The 17,218-nt window shown below is 34.1% G+C and carries 14 protein-coding genes; 1 reads left to right on the top strand and 13 read right to left on the bottom strand.

What is annotated here, in order from left to right:
• Positions 1-17 precede the first annotated feature (17 nt).
• Genes AC4FQ3_RS18155 through AC4FQ3_RS18145 form a run of 3 tightly spaced genes read right to left on the bottom strand, consistent with a single transcriptional unit; the run spans position 18 to position 4,673 of the window.
• Complete coding sequence (locus AC4FQ3_RS18155; RefSeq protein ID WP_491182780.1) at positions 18-3,035, bottom strand: SusC/RagA family TonB-linked outer membrane protein; 3,018 nt, start codon at positions 3,033-3,035, stop codon at positions 18-20.
• 24 nt (positions 3,036-3,059) lie between these two features.
• Positions 3,060-4,142: a hypothetical protein gene (locus AC4FQ3_RS18150; RefSeq protein ID WP_491182779.1), complete on the bottom strand. Its 1,083-nt coding sequence runs from the start codon at positions 4,140-4,142 to the stop codon at positions 3,060-3,062.
• A 6-nt stretch (positions 4,143-4,148) separates the two neighbouring features.
• Positions 4,149-4,673: a DUF5004 domain-containing protein gene (locus tag AC4FQ3_RS18145; RefSeq protein WP_491182778.1), complete on the bottom strand. Its 525-nt coding sequence runs from the start codon at positions 4,671-4,673 to the stop codon at positions 4,149-4,151.
• A gap of 463 nt (positions 4,674-5,136) precedes the next feature.
• Between AC4FQ3_RS18145 and susR the strand changes: the two genes are divergently transcribed.
• The gene (gene susR, locus AC4FQ3_RS18140) at positions 5,137-6,735 is read left to right on the top strand and encodes a SusR family glycan utilization regulator (protein WP_491182777.1); all 1,599 of its coding nucleotides are present in this window, start codon (positions 5,137-5,139) and stop codon (positions 6,733-6,735) included.
• 347 nt (positions 6,736-7,082) lie between these two features.
• Here the strand turns inward: susR and AC4FQ3_RS18135 are convergent, their stop codons facing one another.
• The 10 genes from AC4FQ3_RS18135 to AC4FQ3_RS18090 all read right to left on the bottom strand — a co-directional run bounded on the left by AC4FQ3_RS18135 (position 7,083) and on the right by AC4FQ3_RS18090 (position 17,212).
• Complete coding sequence (locus AC4FQ3_RS18135) at positions 7,083-8,303, bottom strand: sterol desaturase family protein (protein WP_491182776.1); 1,221 nt, start codon at positions 8,301-8,303, stop codon at positions 7,083-7,085.
• A 131-nt stretch (positions 8,304-8,434) separates the two neighbouring features.
• Entirely contained in the window at positions 8,435-9,721 is a 1,287-nt protein-coding gene (locus AC4FQ3_RS18130) for a Glu/Leu/Phe/Val family dehydrogenase (RefSeq protein WP_243396748.1), read from the bottom strand.
• Positions 9,722-10,172: 451 nt separating this feature from the next.
• A complete protein-coding gene (locus AC4FQ3_RS18125) occupies positions 10,173-11,027 on the bottom strand; it encodes an EamA family transporter (protein ID WP_491182775.1) in 855 nt (284 codons plus the stop codon).
• An 83-nt stretch (positions 11,028-11,110) separates the two neighbouring features.
• Positions 11,111-12,376: a serine hydrolase domain-containing protein gene (locus tag AC4FQ3_RS18120; protein ID WP_491182774.1), complete on the bottom strand. Its 1,266-nt coding sequence runs from the start codon at positions 12,374-12,376 to the stop codon at positions 11,111-11,113.
• A 5-nt stretch (positions 12,377-12,381) separates the two neighbouring features.
• Positions 12,382-12,819 (bottom strand): MarR family winged helix-turn-helix transcriptional regulator, encoded by a 438-nt coding sequence (locus AC4FQ3_RS18115; protein WP_042565404.1) that lies wholly within the window; start codon positions 12,817-12,819, stop codon positions 12,382-12,384.
• Positions 12,820-12,910: 91 nt separating this feature from the next.
• The gene (locus tag AC4FQ3_RS18110) at positions 12,911-13,504 is read right to left on the bottom strand and encodes a 2OG-Fe(II) oxygenase (protein WP_491182773.1); all 594 of its coding nucleotides are present in this window, start codon (positions 13,502-13,504) and stop codon (positions 12,911-12,913) included.
• Positions 13,505-13,719: 215 nt separating this feature from the next.
• On the bottom strand, positions 13,720-15,183 hold the full coding sequence (locus tag AC4FQ3_RS18105; protein WP_491182772.1) for an AAA family ATPase: 1,464 nt from the start codon (positions 15,181-15,183) through the stop codon (positions 13,720-13,722).
• Between the two features lie 209 nt (positions 15,184-15,392).
• Positions 15,393-16,511 carry a vWA domain-containing protein gene (locus AC4FQ3_RS18100; protein ID WP_042565401.1) on the bottom strand — a complete coding sequence of 373 codons (1,119 nt, stop codon included), beginning with the start codon at positions 16,509-16,511 and terminating at the stop codon, positions 15,393-15,395.
• Between the two features lie 106 nt (positions 16,512-16,617).
• On the bottom strand, positions 16,618-16,995 hold the full coding sequence (locus AC4FQ3_RS18095; protein ID WP_491182771.1) for a YchJ family protein: 378 nt from the start codon (positions 16,993-16,995) through the stop codon (positions 16,618-16,620).
• Entirely contained in the window at positions 16,985-17,212 is a 228-nt protein-coding gene (locus AC4FQ3_RS18090) for a hypothetical protein (RefSeq protein ID WP_073397993.1), read from the bottom strand. The genes AC4FQ3_RS18095 and AC4FQ3_RS18090 overlap by 11 nt, the downstream gene beginning before the upstream one ends.
• Between the last annotated feature and the right edge of the window lie 6 nt (positions 17,213-17,218).

The raw sequence follows: 17,218 nt of genomic DNA, 5'->3' as shown, positions 1-17,218 counted from the left end.
TTTTTGAGTTAATTCGCTTAATTGTTAAACGTGAAATTTAATCCCACAGAAATCGTTGTTGGGCGAGGATAATTGTTGTATCTGTCAATTCCAGGCGCTGCCAATCCGGTTAAATCCATTACTCCGGTTTGGTTGATTCCGTCTTGTGCATTTAAACCAATTTCAGGATCAACACCTTTGTATTTTGTAAACACGGCAAGATTTTCGCCCATTAAATACATTCTCAATTTTGAACCTTTTAATTGCAACGGCAATGTATATCCAACAGAAACCGTTTGAAGTCTGAAGAAAGAAGCATCTTCAATCCAGTAACTTGAGTATTTTGGTGCCGAAGTAATACCTGTATTCAGGAAATCATCAGGAACATTAAAAGCAGGTAATCTGTTTGGATCGTTTAACATCATGTTGGTTGCGTTTAATGCTTTTTGACCAAACATTCCGTAACCGGAAATTCCTAAATCAAAATTTCCATAAGTAAAATTCATTCCGATCCCTAAAGTTAAATCCGGCTGAATATTTCCTAAATCTCTTTTATCAGCATCTACCAAAACATCGTCCAGAACTTTATCTCCGGCAGCATTGTAGTACAACATTTTTCCATCGGCGCCAAGCCCGGCACTTTCAAATCCCCAGAAAGTTCCAACAGGATATCCTTCTGCAATAATTTGAGAATATTGTCCGGACATACCCGCTAATCCGTGTAAAGATCCGCTGTAAATTACATCTGTTTTATACGTTGGGTTTGATAGTTTTTCGATTTTTTGAACGTTGTGTCCTAAAGTCAAATTCGCATCCCAGGTAAATTTATCCCCTTTTACGATGTCTGCATTCAGCGTAAGCTCAACTCCTTTATTTGACATTTCACCAACGTTTGCTAACATATTTCCCACTAAATAAGGCGGTTGTGGTACTTCATACGTATATAATAAATCTCTTGTTGTTTTAGAATACCATTCGAATGAACCTGTAATTCTATTAAATAAACTAAAGTCTATACCCACATTTACTTGTTCTGTAGATTCCCATTTTAAATCAGGGTTTGGGTTTTGTTTTGGCGAATAAGCCAAACTCCACGTTCCTGTAACCGGATCGTAGTAACTGTCATTGCCTACTCCTAAAATCGAAAGCGATTTGTATTCACCAATTCCGTCCTGATTACCGGTAATTCCCCAACCTACTCTTAGTTTTAAATTTCCCAACCAATCTTTAGAAGAAGTCATAAAATCTTCATTAGAAATTCTCCACGCTGCAGATGCAGATGGGAAAGTTCCCCATTTATTGTTTTCTCCAAAACGGCTTGAACCGTCACGTCTTACTGTTGCAGTCAACAAATATTTGCTGTCGTAACCGTAATTGGCACGCGCATAAAATGAAACCAAATTCGATTTTCCTTTGTAGGAGTACACATCGCCCAAACGATAATTATAACCTGCTCCTAAATTATTATAACCAAAAGCATCAGTTACAAAACCGGAACGCTGTGCACCAAAACCATTGTAAATATTTTCCAAATAAGAATATCCGGCAAGTGCGCTAATATTATGTTTATCAATAACTTTAGTATAATTTACATACAATTCTCCTTGTGCATTTGTATATTCTGCATAAGTTTTTTGAGCATAACCGCCTTCCGTTCTTCCTTCCATAACAGCGTATGAAGGTTTGTATGTACTTCCCTGCATCGCATTATGTTCTAATGAAATATTAGCTACCGCTAAGAAATCATTCAGGAATTTAACTTCGGTTTTAAAATAACCCAGAAGTCTGTGTCTTTCGTTATCAACTGTTCTGTTGGTTAAAATCTCCACCGGATTTTCGTAGATATTTCCTCCAACAGAAGAAAAATCTCCATTGGCATCATAAACCGGAATTGTTGGGTTTAAGTTATAAGAACGCTCAAAAATTCTGTAATCAATTGGATGCCACTTATCGATATTGGCAAATAATCCCATATCAAATTTTACGGCTTTGTTGTCTCCAAGATATTGGTAGGCATTTAAGTTTCCGCTAATTCTTTCTAAACCGCTTGTTTTAATAACACCTTCATTATTTAAGTACGAAAGTGAAGCTCTAAAACCACTGTCAGTTTTACCAGAATTTATGCTTAAAGTATGCGATTGCGAAATGGCAACTTGCTCGATTTCTTTTTGCCAGTTGGTATTTCCGCCGTAATCAACAGCGTCAAGATTTCCGGTTTGACGAACTTGCGCTCTCCATTGGTTTGCCGATAAAAGATCTAAATTATCAGCCACATAACCTACGCTTGATAAACCGCTATAGGTAACAGAAACGCCTTTTGTACCTGATTTTGTGGTAATAATAATTACTCCGTTTGCTCCTCTTGAACCGTATATGGCTGTCGCCGAAGCATCTTTAAGAATGTCAACCGATTTAATATCTGAAGGCTGAACGACATTGATATCAACACCCGCGATTCCGTCAACTACAATAAGCGGGCTGTTGCTTGCCGTTAATGATGTTCCTCCGCGCAAGCGTAAAGTAGAACCCGCTGCAGGATCTCCGGAAGGACGAATTACATTCAATCCCGCTACTTTTCCCTGTAAAACCTGTTCTGTTGAAGAAATTGTTCCTTTAACCAAATCATCTGCACCAACGGTCGAAATGGCTCCGGTTAAATCTGATTTTTTCTGAGTTCCGTATCCAACAGAAACAACCTGAACTTCTGCTAGTTGATATCCGTCATTTTGCAAACGAACATCAATGTTTGAAGAAGTTGAAGTGATTTGAACTTTTTGTGTTGATGAACCTATAAACGATACTTCTATTGCACCTCCTACGGCTACATCCAACGAAAATTTTCCGTCAAAATCTGTTGTGGTTGCGTTTTTTGTACCCACTTCAATTACCGAAGCTCCCGGCAAAACACTTCCCGTATTGTCATAAACGGTTCCTGATACTTTCTTTTTTCCCTGCGCAAATATTCCTGCCGAAAGGAAAAGCATGAAAATCATGAATACCACCGATTTAGTAGTCCACATTTGATGCAGGACTATTTTTTTATTTTTACTATTCATTAGAATTGGTGTTTGGTTTGATAGTTATTTGTCTAAAGTTTTAAGCGGAATGGTTGTATCCGAAATTGTTTTGTCTTTATTGTCTTTGACCAAAACATGAATTTCACTTAAATTCGGAATTCCCTGAAGCTCTGAAACCAAATTGACAAATCCTTTTATTTCAGCAGTTCCGCCTGAAAACTCACCCGCAATTATTTTGCTTCCGGCTGTAATCGTGTAAAGTAATTTGTTTACGCCCGGTTCGTTGTTTTTTCTGTACATACCCAGAAAATCTTTTTGGCTAATTTGCAAAGGAAAAAATCCAAATACCGGCGGTGGTGGCGGCTCATAAGCTCCTGCATAAATAATCTGATCACCAGAATTCGTTGTCCAGTCTTTTGCTACAAACAGAAACGTAATGTTTTCCATAACAAAGCCAGGCTCAGGATTGTAATATTGTTGCGGAATCAAATCCATTCTGTAAAAACCATTTCCAAGATCTTTCAGTTTTGTTTTTTCAGATACATCCGGAAGCCATGCCTGATATTCCTGTTTAACCGCCCAATCGTTTAATCCACTGTGGAAATGCACACTTGGAACTCCGGCAAAACCGTCTTTCAAGTTTGTGTTAAATAAAATACTAACCGGTTTATCAATTGTTGGTTTTGTTGGGTATGATCTGATTAACTCATTTGCAGTGTAAAACGAAGAGAAATCAGTGTAAGTTACATTGGCAACCTCACTTTGTTTAGATCCGTTTTTGTTTTTTAAACGAAACCAAAATCCGTCGCTTGCCGTAATTTGTGCCACCGTTCTGGAGAAATAAACTGTTGGTGTTAAAGTAAAACTCCATACTTTATTGCCTTCATAATGCAGTTTTGCAAAATCAGAAGAATTTTCCCAGTTGCCCGCATCCGGTTCAGATGGTGACCACATCCACATATACAGATCTTCGTTTTCGGTAAAAGTTGATCCTGACATGTCAAAATACCACGTAACCTGCTCATCATATTTATAAACTACGGGAAACGATGATATTGGTCCCACAGCTCCCGCGGCTTCCTGAGCCTGCATAAAATTCGGAGCCACTAAAAGGGCAAGTAAAATTGTATATAGAAATTTTTTCATATTACTTTAGTTAATAGCAGTTAATTTGAATACATAAGATACAAAGGCAATCCCGCCTGAAGAGTGCACTAATTGAAGCTCCATTTCGTCGTTGTTTCCAGGAACCGAAGTCAGTCTGAGTTCGTCTGTTTTTTGCGTTTTCTGAGCGTCACTGTACAAATAAATTCGAACCGGACCGCTTGCATTAGTAGGCTGAAAATCTGAACTTAATCTCCAAAATCCAGTTTTGGCAAACAATGGAGGAACATCTCCCAGAACTTCATAACTTGTTGGGTTCCTATTTTCATCTACGTTAAATTTGATCTTAAAATCTTCGTAGTTAAAATACGTACTCAAGTTTTGTTCACTTGGTTCGATGGCATTTGCCTTAGCAGATTCATCAACCATTTTCAAATTTGTTAATCCCCAATTTCCGTTTACTTTCTCGTAAAGGGTAATCGGATCAACGTAGCTTCCGTCTTCTGTATTATCACAACCAATGGCCATGAAACACATCAAAACAGCTAACCAATAAATACTTTTACATTTCATAAATTTGTGGTTTGTTTCGTTAGTTTTTTTGTCTTCTTAAAGACAGAACGAAACTAGATGTTAAATAAATCTAAAAAAAAACATCTGAGAAAAATCAAGATATATTTTGAGCCAATAAGAAGTCAAAAATCTAATAATCAATATTTTACAATCTTGTAACGATTCAAAAAATCAAGACGTTGTTTAGATCAATTTATAGTTTTTTTTAATGGTAATAATGACAATATCTAAATTTATACATGTATTTTTTTCACTATGCATATATATAATTGCTTTTTATTGTATAATTGCAAATTATTAGACTACTTTTAACATTTAAGAGTGATTTGACTTTATAAATCACACATTTCTAAATACAAAAAGCTAATTTTAAAGTTGCTCAATCATCAACTCTTTTAAAATTATTCTGAATTAACCAATTAACACTACAAATCAAAAACTAACTTTACCTAACCAAAACACTATGCGAATACTATTGATTCTGTATTTTTTTATTGCAGGTTTTTCTCTGGCTGCGAAAGAGAAAAATCCTGTATTGGAAGAATTGGATAAAGTGCTTCTGAAAAAGGAAGTTTATTTAAAAAAGAAATATCATAAAATTGCGGCCATAAAAAAAGACGTTTCAAAATTTACTTTGAACCAAAACAACGAGCAATTGTATAATTGTTATATGTCGTTGTTTGAAGAATATAAATCCTTTAAATACGATTCTGCTTATTATTATCTGGAAGAAGCAAAAATCAAAGCCATTGTTTTAAAAGATCCGAAGTTTTTGGCTAAAAGCCGAATTAAAGAAGGTTTCGTATTGCTTTCCTCCGGATTATTTAAGGAAGCAATTGATACTTTGAATGTTATCGATGACCAAAAACTCGACCAGAAACATAAAATCGAATTTTATTCCATCAAAGCGCGTGCTTATTATGATCTCGCCGATTATAACAAAGACCAGCGTTTTAATGTGCATTATGTACAAAAGGGAAATCATTTCCTGAAAAAAGCGCTAGAATTAATTGGAAACAACAGCAACGAATATTGGGCTGCAGAAAGTTTAAAACGCTTAAAACAACAAGATTGGCGTGGCGCCGAATTTGCCTTTAGTTACTGGATAAACAACTATAATCTTCCGCCGGATTATTACGGAATCGCAACTTCCAGCCTCGGTTATATTTATTCTGAACGGGGTTATACCAAAAAAGCCATTTATTATCTCGCGCTGGCCGCTATTGCCGATGTTAAAAATGCGACCAAAGAAACGACAGCGTTGCGAAATCTCGCCAACGAACTCTTTAAAATGGGCGAATTAGAGAAGGCAAATGAATACATTAATATTGCGATGGACGATGCGACTTTTTATAATGCAAGACATAGAAAAATTGAAATTTCGTCGATTTTGCCTATTATAGAAAAAGCACAATTGAATAATGTAAAAGACAAAAATGACAAACTAGAGAGAATCATTATTCTGTTAACGATTCTGACTTTGATTATTATTTTGTTTTTGATTATTATCTTCAAACAATTAAAAGAAAAGAATAAAGCCCGTAAAATAATGGCTTCTTCCTACGCGCAATTGCAAGAAATGAATGTGAGTTTAAGTGAAGCCAATGCAATTAAAGAAGAATATATTACGTATTTTATTAAGGCTACTTCGGCATTTATTAATAAAATTGATCACATTCAGAAAAGTACGCTTCATAAAATTATCACCAAGAAAACCGACGAAGTTATTGCGAGTTTAAAACGTTATAATGTAAAGGAAGAACGTGAAAATCTCTTTCACCAATTTGATGAAATCTTCCTGAAATTATTCCCCACTTTTGTGACCGATTTTAATCATTTATTTCCAAACGATCATAAATGCGTCGTTAAAAAAGGAGAACTTTTAAATACCGAATTAAGGATTTTTGCCTTGTACAGATTAGGAATTCAGGACAGCAGTCAAATGGCAGAATTTCTGGAACTTTCTGTGGCTACAATCTATACGTACAAAACCAGAATCAAAAGCAAATCAGATTTTAAAGATACTTTTGAAGAGAAGATTATGGCGATTAAAACGATATGATTTTTTTGCACACGGATTGGACGGGTTAAAACAGATTGACGCAGATTAGAAAAAAACATTTTAATCTGTGTCAAAAAAACCGCCACGAATTCACGAATTTTAAAACAATTTAATTTTTTGCCCACGGATTGGACGGGTTAAAACAGATTGGCACAGATTAGAAAAAACATTTTAATCTGTGTCAAAAAAAAACGCCACGAATTCACGAATTATTGTTACATCTGCATGTATAAAAATTCGTGAATTCGTGGCGATCTCCATAATTTTATTCTGCTCCAGATCATACAAATTTATACAATAAAAAATCTGTGATAATCCGTATCATCCGCGTCATCTGTGGCCTATTTTTATTCTGATTCCAATTGCAATACTACATTTTGATAACGTTTGCTCAACGAAAACAATTGTTCTGCAAAAATCATAATCGCCAGCGGAACAAACAAAAATGCCGTTAAATCTTCTTCGTATAAAAAATAACTGCTTACGATAAAAATTCTTCCATATTCCAGATAATAAATCCATCTGCGCTGTTCTAATAATGCACCACAGTTGACTAACGTTATTAAGATAAAAGTCAACACAAAAATCTTATCAAAGAGATTTAAAAAGTCGAAATAATAAGTGAAAACAGTTAGAAATAAAGTGCAAATTCCTAATTGGATATAAAGGTAATTACGGAATCTCAACCTTTGATTCGGATTGCTTTTGTCCTGCAAAAAGCGTTTTTCTAATATCGGTCGAATATCCTGATCCATATTCGCAGGACTTCCAAAAACGGCTTTCCATTTGGCTTTAAATCCTGAAGAGCGTTTCCATAATTCATATATTTCAAAATAATAATGAAAGTGCTGCCAAAGGAAACTGTAGCTTTTTAGCGGATGTGTTAATCCGTATTTTGGTTTTTCTTCTTCTTCCTGGAAAGTTCCAAAAATACGATCCCAAAAGGTAAACATATCTCCGTAATTTTTATCCAGATATTTTTCGTCAGAGGCGTGATGAACACCGTGAACGGATGGCGTTACAAGAACATATTCTAACCATTTTATTTTTCCAATAAGCTGTGTATGTGTAAAAAAGGAATAGGCGCCGTGAACAATAAGCATTGTGATTACCATTGTAGGATGAAAACCAACAAGTGGCAAAATGCACCAAAAACCGGTTCGTACAACCGCCTGAAAAGTAGTGATTCTGGCTGCAGCCGTAAAATTAAATTCTTCGCTGTGATGATGTACAATATGCGCAGCCCAGAAAAAATTGACTTCGTGACCTAGTCTGTGGTACCAATACCAGACAAAATCGGTCGCGAGAATTAAGGCAAACCAGACAAATACATTGCTGGGAATATCAAAAAATCGATAATTATTATAGATAAAATAATAGAGCTGATAAAAACTTGCGGCTACAAAAAGATTGATTAATCTTTCGGCAATACCAATACTAATGTTCGAAACAGAGCTTTCGTAATTGAAAATCTCAGGTCTTTTTTTGCGCTGTGCCAGTTTATATTCCAAAAACAAAAAAATGAAAAACGCAGGCATAGCAAACGCTAGAAAATTAATATGTTCCATTTTAAAAATTACTTTTAATTGCTAAACAATTAGGTATTTAATTCGGTATAATTTTAACGAAAAAGATATTTTCATCAGTTACTATTTCGAATAACCAATGAAAATATACTATTCATTTAAAAAATCAGTTTTTAATTCTGTTTGAATTTTGGTGCGCTTAAAGCCACTTCTTTTACAGATTGCGTATCGGCAACTTTTTGCAAAGCGATGATATAAGCCGCAATACGTGGCGTTACGTTATGTTTTGCCGCAATCCTGAAAACAGTTTCAAAACCTTTTTCCAAAATATCTTCGAGACGCGTATTGATTTGGTGAATTCTCCAGGATTCTAAAAGCGAATTCTGAAGCCATTCAAAATAAGAAACCGTTACCCCGCCGGCATTTGCCAAAATATCCGGAACAACCAAAACATTGTTCTCATGCAAAATCTGATCAGCATCTGAAGAAACCGGACCATTTGCGCCTTCTACAATTATTTTTGCCTTAATTTCGTTCGCGTTTTTTTGTGTAATTACATCTTCTTTCGCCGCCGGAATCAAGACATCAACTTCCAAAAGCAATAAATCTTCGTGTTTTATAGCAACAGAGTTTGGATATCCCTTGATGCTTTTATTATTCAGATTATAATACAAAATCAGTTCAGGAATATTAAGTCCGTCCGGGTTATAAAATGCTTCTGAAACATCACTTACTGCGACTACCTTCAATCCTTTTTGATGTAAAAACAATGCGGAATGCAATCCTACATTTCCAAATCCCTGAATGGCAACCGTAGATCTTGCCGGTCTTAATTTTAATTTTTGAAGTGCCAAAAGTGTAATAATGCTTACACCTCTTCCGGTTGCTTCTACCCTGCCCAAAGAACCTCCGGAATGCAAATGTTTTCCGGTTACTACAGCATGAATTGGTTTGCCGTGAAGTAATGAAAATTCATCCATTAGCCAGCCCATTTCGTCAGGACCAGTTCCCATATCCGGTGCCGGAACATCTTTTTCTGGACCAAAAATATCTGATAAAGCTTTTGTATACGCTCTTGTAATTTTTTCTAATTCTTTTTTAGAAAGTGTTCTCGGATCGCAAATAATACCGCCTTTTGCTCCTCCAAACGGAATTCCCGTAACGGCAGATTTCCAGGTCATCCAGGCTGCCAATGCTTTTACTTCGTCAAGATTTACGCCATTATCATAACGTATTCCACCTTTTGACGGACCTAATGCCGTGTTGTGAATTACTCTGTATCCTTCGAAGTTTTGTACGTTTCCGTTATCCAAAACAATAGAAAAATTAACGACAATTTGTTTTTCAGGTCTTTGCAATTTTTGCCTGATTGATTCGTCAAGATTAAGAATATCTGCCGCGATATTAAAACGATCAATCATAGACTGAAAGGGATTCTGTTTAATTATTTCTGTACTCATTTTTATATTTTTAATTGGGGTTATTTTTTTGATTTAGAATTTTACCTGACTCTTTTCCAAGAGAATTGTTATTGCAAACAATTGCCTTGTCTACAACACGGAATTTTGATAAGACAGCATTGCATCATTATGTTGGTATTTCTATTTGATCTCATTTTATTGATTTTTTAATAGTTCTAAAAAAAAGCCTTTCATGGTGCATGAAAGGCTAAAAAAAAAATAACTAACAAGTTCCATTTTCTATTAACGCCATTTCATTACATAGTTCACCATGCAACACATCGTGAAGCTGCACATGACCTGAATGATATTTTGGCTAGAGTTTCTCATTGTTGAAGCAAATTTATAAATATATTTTATAAATTCTATAGAATTAGTCGAGTTTATTTTAATTATTTTAAAACTTAACATAAAAGAACCTGTAAATTAACGTATTAAGCTGTTGAAAAATTTACTTAAATTGAGAAATAACAATCAAAACAATGGCAATTAAGGCCAAAAAGATACCGATAAAGTTAATTTTGGATAGTTTTTCTTTGAAAAAAAGCAGACCAACAAGACTTCCTAAAATAATAACTCCCATATTCATTCCGGCAAAAACGGTAGAGGGATTTTCTGAAAATGCTTTGTGTGCTTTTAGGTAAAACAGAATATTCCCGAAATTAAAGAGTCCGACCAAACTTCCGAAAAGGATATTTTTAACTTCCAATTTTACCTTTTTAATTGCAACATCATAAATAACGATAAGCAAAGAAACCGCTAATGAAATATCAAAAACAATAAATAAAGAAGTTGTATAAGGCAAATTGGTATAAAGGGCAATTTGTTTGAAAAGTATATCGATTAATCCGAAACCTATTAAAACCACAGCGGGATAAATCCATTTGTTTTCTTTATTTTGAGATTGTTTTTTTAAGATAAACAACAGCGCTAAAAAGCCAATTATGATTCCCAGAACTTTATATGTATTAAATTCTTCTTTAAAAATAAACCATGCGGCTAGTATTGGAATAAAAAGTGATAATCGCTGTGCTGTATCAGTTTTTACGATTCCCATATGCTTTATGGATGCGATCAAAAACAAGAAAACAACCGGTAACAGAATTCCTATTGCAAGATAAATATTCCACGGCGCAGTTGTGTGAATTTCAGAAATATCCGGACTAAAAGTAAGGTAACACAATAGGAGAGCAAACACATAATTGAAGGCTACAATCTGAATTGGATTTCCGTTATATTTACGGGTTATTTTGAAAATTACACCAACAGTTACGCTACAAAGAATACTTAAAAGAAGAAATAACATATTATATATTTTAAATACAAAAATAAGGTTTTAAACTCCTTTAGTTTTATTTTTCACTTCTTTTATTCCCGCTTTTTTGATTTCTAACTGTGTAATTTTTCCTTTTTATTTTTAATAAATTCCAATGTCATATTATTATTGTCTGATCTAAAAAATTTCGTCTGAGATTCCGCCAACAGTTCGATATTGTAATCAAGATAATAGAGTTTATTGTCTTTCTTTAAAATTTTGATGCCATCATAATCGCCAACATACTCATCAAAAACTTTTGTATCTATTACTGATTCAATGTGTTTGTACGGAAGCTCTACTTCTTTTCCAAAACAGATTCCGGCAAGACCATAAGCGATATAATATGATTTTGACTGATTATTAGACAAAACGGTTATAAAAACCTTATCCTGTGTGTATTTATTAAAAGAAGTCATAGCACCGTAGAAACCTCCATCGTGCGCAATTAATTGATGTCCCTGATTATAGAAAGGATTTATTACAACTCCAAAACCAAAATTTTGCTCATTATAAGGTGTAAACATTTCTTTCTTAGATTCTTCTGATAAAATCGTTTCACTATCAAAAAGTGCCTTATTCCATAAATATAAATCTTCAGCAGTTGCATAAATACCATCATGCCCTAAATTACAACTCCAATCGATATAGGGATTCTTTACCAATTTATTATTTTTTAAATAATACAATTGAGTCATTTTATCTACTATTGCATCATTAGTTGAAACACCTGAATTATACATTTTTGCTTTATCGAATACATTCTCTTTTAGGCATTCGGCATAAGATTTCCCAGATACTTTCTCTATAATACGCCCCAGAAAATAATATCCAATATTGCTGTAAGCCGTACTTGTTCCAGGCTCAAACAACAATGTTTTTTTGGTTAAATAGTTATAAACAGAATCTTTATCAAGATTTGTTTTAGACAGATACAACTCGTCAAAATCCATTTGTAAACCTGAATTGTGGGTTAACATCATTTTTAAAGTTATTTTTTCTCCTTTAGGAAAATCACTAAAATATTTGCTAAGAGGATCATCCAATGAAAGTAATTTCTTTTCTGTCAATTGCAAAATAGCAACAGCAGTAAATTGCTTTGAAACCGAAGCTAAACTGAATTTAGAGTCTATCGTGTTTTTTACATTCCACTCATAATCAGCAAAACCATATGCTTTTTCCAGCATTACAGAATCATTTTTAGAAATCAAAACAGTACCACTAAAATTATTAATGACAAATTGAGCATCCATATATTTTTCTAATTTTCCCGGAAGTTCTTTTTGTGAATATCCAAAAGTAAATACCAACAATGCAATTAGTGTTAATCTTAATTTCATAATTATTATTTTTTACAATTCGCAATTATTTTATTGAGGGTTTTGTTTAACAATGCTATTTCTTCTAACGATAAACCATCGAGTGCCGTTTCTCTATTAATTTTGATAACTGGCTTCATTAGTTCCAGAGTTGTTATTCCTTTATTTGTTATTTCTAGATTAAATTTCCTGCGGTCTTCGAGATGAATTGTTCGGTTTAGATATTCTTTTTTAACCATTAATTCAATCATTCTTGTAATCGAAGCATTGTCCTTAAAGACTAGATTTGCTAATTCTTTCTGAGAAATATTCTGATTATCATTTAGTATAATTAATACTAAACACTGATCTATCGTAATGTCTTTTACAACTTTGGTTATATTTTTTTGTGCCAGTTTTCGATATTCCTTTATCGCTTTTTCTATTGAATAAAGCGCGGTTCCGGTTGGATTTTCAAGTTTCATGTCCTTTTATTTGATACAAATATAATTGATATATCAATATAATTTCTAAAAATATTCAAACTCCAAACAATTAAATATTTATAAGGATCTTTTAGTCGCTCTTTAACCAGCCTGTAATACTCATTCTGGTATTTTGCGTAACCAAAACCTCATGAACTAATTCATTACTTTTAAAAAAAACTGTTTTTCCCTGAGTTGGGGCAATTTTTTGATTGTTGTTTTCCTGATGAATCATTAATTCACCACCGTCTGCTTCTTTCCAATTACTATTTAAATAACTGATCATGGAATATTTTCGACTTGGATTATTTTTGAATTGATCTAAATGTTTCAGGTAAAAATCACCGGCTTCGTATAATGAATAATGAAATTCATAACCGGTAATTCCGGTGTAACAGCTTTCGTTTAAGTATAATATGAAAGCGTCTATTTTATCGAAAAATTCATTTTCGAAAACATTATTGTGCTTTTTATCAAGCCAATAAATGGAATCACTTCTGATGGCGCCGTCGTAAGATAGTTTCTCTGAATTACCAATTCCGGCAGCAAGCAACAAACTTTTGTCGTTTAAATCAAATAAATTTTGTTTTAAATGATTTGCTAGTTCAGCACTTAAAAAATGCTCTGATATTCCTACTTTATTCTCAATATAACTCGAAATCAAATCTTCGAAACTATCTTCCATTTTGTTTTAGGGAAGACTACAATTGCAGCCAACGGAGCAAGGTAGAGGAAATAAAACTGGTAATAGGTTTATTTTCAATAAATAAAAAATTGAATTATAATTGATTAGTAAATCTTTGTTAAAGATCGCGCATAAAAAACCCGACAGGTTTTAAAAACCTGTCGGGTTTGATTTCTTAAAATATAAAACTTAATTTATAATTAATAATTCACAATTTATAATTTACTTATATAACTTCCGTACATATCTTTAAACTGATGTCCTTGTGCAAAACGATCTTTACTTAATTTTTTATATTCAACCAATCCCCATAAAATAAATTCTTTGAAGAAATAAATATCTTCTTTATCCAGTTCTGGCTGGTATTTTTTCACCAAAATATTTAACGGAGTTACTTCATCCAAAATTCCCTGATATTCAGCATCCGAAGCATCGTCTAATAATTCGAAACCACTTTCGGCAAAAAACCATTCGATCAAATCAGAATATGGTGTTTTTTCTCCCGGTTTTTCGAGCTTTTCTATTTTTGGCAAAAGTGTCGGGAATAACGTTCGAATTGCAGAACCTATTAAACTCTGAGCCACATACGCTGCTCCCTCCTGCTCTCCTTCGTAAACCAATTCTACTTTTCCTGTAATAGCCGGAATAATTCCGATAAAATCAGACAAACGTAAATTTGTTTTATCAACTCCGGCTTTTAAAGCGCGGCGTTCTGCTGTACTTATTAAGTTTTCGAAAGCCGTAATACTCATTCTCGCACTTACACCGCTTTTATTGTCAATGTATTCGCTTTCGCGGGCTTCAAAACTAATTTGTTCTAAAATATCACGAGCTAATCCAGGTACATAAACAATGTCACTTTGGTTTTGATCTAATTTGGATTCCTGTTCTGTAATTGTTCTTGCAATGGCAACACTTTCAGGATAATGCGTTAAAATTTGTGAACCAATTCTATCCTTTAAAGGCGTTACGATACTTCCACGATTGGTATAATCTTCGGGATTTGCCGTAAAAATAAATTGCATATCAAGTGGCATTCTTAATTTGAAACCTCTAATTTGAATATCGCCTTCCTGCAAAATATTAAATAACGCTACCTGAATTCTGGCTTGTAAATCAGGTAATTCGTTGATTACAAAAATGCAACGGTTCGCTCTCGGGATCATTCCGAAATGGATTACACGATCATCTGCATAAGATAATTTTAAATTGGCAGCTTTTATTGGGTCAACATCTCCAATTAAATCGGCTACGGTAACATCCGGCGTGGCTAGTTTTTCAAAAAAACGTTCGCTTCTGTGCATCCATGAAATTGGCGTTTCATCTCCTTTTTCTGCAATTAAATCTTTTGAAAATCGAGAAATTGGATTCAACGGATCGTCGTTAATCTCCGAACCTGAAACAAACGGAATATATTCGTCTAACAATTCGACCATTTTGCGCGCCAAACGCGTTTTTGCCTGACCACGAAGTCCTAATAAATTGATATTATGACGAGATAATATAGCACGCTCCAATTCTGGAATTACAGTATTTTCGAATCCGTGAACACCTTCAAAAACAGGAGCTCCGGATTTTATCTTCTCACGCAAATTATTTCGCAATTCGTCCTTAATACTTATCGTTTTATATCCTGCGGCTTTTAATTGACCTAATGTGTTTATGTTTTCTATTTTCATTTTATTGAAATATCTGTGTTGTTATTATTATTTGTGAATGACAAATATTGTGTCATTACTTTGCGGGAGACGCACTGCTGTGCGCCTCTACGATATGCGTTGTGTATAAAATCTTTGTTCCTTTGAACCTCTGCAACTTTGAACCTAAATCTTTTTACGTTGTCTATAAAAACCTTTGTCCCTTTGAACCTCTGCAACTTTGAACCTAACTAACGAACTCTCTTCTTCCTATTCGTTTCATAATCTTCAAAAATCATTTCGCCCAAACCTTTTAGTCCGGTATAAAATGCTTTTCCCTGATTGGCTTCTGTAAAATGATTTACAAAACGCTGTAAATACGGATCGTTTGCAATCATAAAAGTCGTAATCGGGATATGGAGTTTTCTGGCTTGCTGTGCCTGTGTGTAGCATTTATCTACAATATATTCGTCGAGACCATTACTATTCATATAATAGGAACCATCACGTTCGCGCACGCAACTTGGTTTTCCGTCGGTAATCATGAAAATTTGCTTGTTTGTGTTTCGCTTTCTACGCAAAATATCCATCGCTAATTGCAAACCAGCAACTGTGTTGGTGTGATACGGACCAACCTGTAAATACGGTAAATCTTTTATGGGAATCGTCCAGGCATCGTTTCCAAAAACCAAAATATCAAGCGTATCTTTTGGATAACGTGTTGTGATTAATTCGGCCAGAGCCATCGCTACTTTTTTGGCAGGCGTGATTCGGTCTTCACCATACAAAATCATACTGTGACTAATATCGATCATCAAAACCGTACTCATTTGGGCTTTGTATTGTGTTTCTTCTACAACCAAATCATTTTCGGTTAGCATGAAACTTTCTACACCATTATTGACTTGTGCATTTCGCAAACTTTCTGTCAATGAAATACGTTCTAAACCATCGCCAAAATTAAATTCGCGAAATTCTCCTGTATGTTCATCGCCATTTCCTGCATGCTTAGTTTTGTGATTTCCTGTTCCGGAACGCTTTAAATTTCCGAAAATCTGATCTAAGGCTTGTTGCCGAATGGCGCGTTCTGTTTTAGCAGTAATACCAAAACCGCCGGTTCCATCTTCTTTAACCTCGTCTTTTATGTAACCTTTCTTTTTTAAATCTTCGATAAAATCATCGATTGTATAGTTTTCGTCGGTAAGTTTATATTCTTTATCCAACTCACGAAGCCAGTCTATAGCTTCATCAAAATCGCCCGAAGTATGGGTGATTAGCTCTTTAAAAATCCCAAAAAGCTTTTCAAACGGAGACTGAAATGGGGCTTCGTACGTCTTAAAATAAAAACCTTTTTTAAATTCGTTTTTCATAATTCTAAAATTAAGCTATTTTAGAATTACGAAAAAAGAAACGTTTATTAATTTTTAGTTAAAATATTCAAACAAAAGAGGTTGAATTCCCTTATAAATTTAGCAATTATTCAAACTTTCCGTCAACGTAAAACCAAACATTATTTTCTAATTTAAAAGTCGAAAATTCATAATGTGTTTGAGGCTTATTATTAGCATCTGAAAAATAGGCTTTAAACTCAACTGTATCTTCTGATGAGCTAAGAATTTCTAATTTTTGCCATTTATTACTTGTTGCCCATTTTAAAATTTCAGTTTTTGAATAATACTTTCTTTCCGAAACATAAGTAGTTCCCAAAAGATAATCGGCATTATGAGTCGCGTATGCCGAATATCTCGAACGCATTAACGCTAAAGCTGTTGGCGCTTTTTGATTGTTTTCCAGATACAATCCGCAGCAATCTTTAAACAATAAACCTGTATCGCAAAAACATTTATTCTCCATCAACCTGCTCTTCGCCGTTAATTTTTACATGCAATTGATTCAATAAAACCTGATATCTGCTGATTTCTCTTAAATCTTCATCTTCTTCTGCGTGATCCAGCATTTCGTCTAAATCATCACTTACTTCAAGCAGTTTATTATTGGCTTCTCTCTCTTGTTTTGCAGCTATCAAATCAATGATTTCCTGCACTCTTACTTTTAAATCTTCGAATTTCATATCTTT

This window comes from Flavobacterium sp. AK-345 (assembly GCF_058310175.1).
This window is presented reverse-complemented; position numbering and strand designations above follow the sequence as displayed.

Excerpts from the sequence above, each read along its gene's own strand:
- AC4FQ3_RS18090 (WP_073397993.1), bottom strand. The coding sequence starts at position 17,212 with ATGAAATTCGAAGATTTAAAAGTAAGAGTGCAGGAAATCATTGATTTG.
- AC4FQ3_RS18130 (WP_243396748.1), bottom strand. The coding sequence starts at position 9,721 with ATGAGTACAGAAATAATTAAACAGAATCCCTTTCAGTCTATGATTGAT.
- susR (WP_491182777.1), top strand. The coding sequence starts at position 5,137 with ATGCGAATACTATTGATTCTGTATTTTTTTATTGCAGGTTTTTCTCTG.
- AC4FQ3_RS18110 (WP_491182773.1), bottom strand. The coding sequence starts at position 13,504 with ATGGAAGATAGTTTCGAAGATTTGATTTCGAGTTATATTGAGAATAAA.
- AC4FQ3_RS18145 (WP_491182778.1), bottom strand. The coding sequence starts at position 4,673 with ATGAAATGTAAAAGTATTTATTGGTTAGCTGTTTTGATGTGTTTCATG.
- AC4FQ3_RS18105 (WP_491182772.1), bottom strand. The coding sequence starts at position 15,183 with ATGAAAATAGAAAACATAAACACATTAGGTCAATTAAAAGCCGCAGGA.
- AC4FQ3_RS18155 (WP_491182780.1), bottom strand. The coding sequence starts at position 3,035 with ATGAATAGTAAAAATAAAAAAATAGTCCTGCATCAAATGTGGACTACT.
- AC4FQ3_RS18115 (WP_042565404.1), bottom strand. The coding sequence starts at position 12,819 with ATGAAACTTGAAAATCCAACCGGAACCGCGCTTTATTCAATAGAAAAA.
- AC4FQ3_RS18125 (WP_491182775.1), bottom strand. The coding sequence starts at position 11,027 with ATGTTATTTCTTCTTTTAAGTATTCTTTGTAGCGTAACTGTTGGTGTA.
- AC4FQ3_RS18095 (WP_491182771.1), bottom strand. The coding sequence starts at position 16,995 with ATGGAGAATAAATGTTTTTGCGATACAGGTTTATTGTTTAAAGATTGC.
- AC4FQ3_RS18120 (WP_491182774.1), bottom strand. The coding sequence starts at position 12,376 with ATGAAATTAAGATTAACACTAATTGCATTGTTGGTATTTACTTTTGGA.
- AC4FQ3_RS18100 (WP_042565401.1), bottom strand. The coding sequence starts at position 16,511 with ATGAAAAACGAATTTAAAAAAGGTTTTTATTTTAAGACGTACGAAGCC.
- AC4FQ3_RS18135 (WP_491182776.1), bottom strand. The coding sequence starts at position 8,303 with ATGGAACATATTAATTTTCTAGCGTTTGCTATGCCTGCGTTTTTCATT.
- AC4FQ3_RS18150 (WP_491182779.1), bottom strand. The coding sequence starts at position 4,142 with ATGAAAAAATTTCTATATACAATTTTACTTGCCCTTTTAGTGGCTCCG.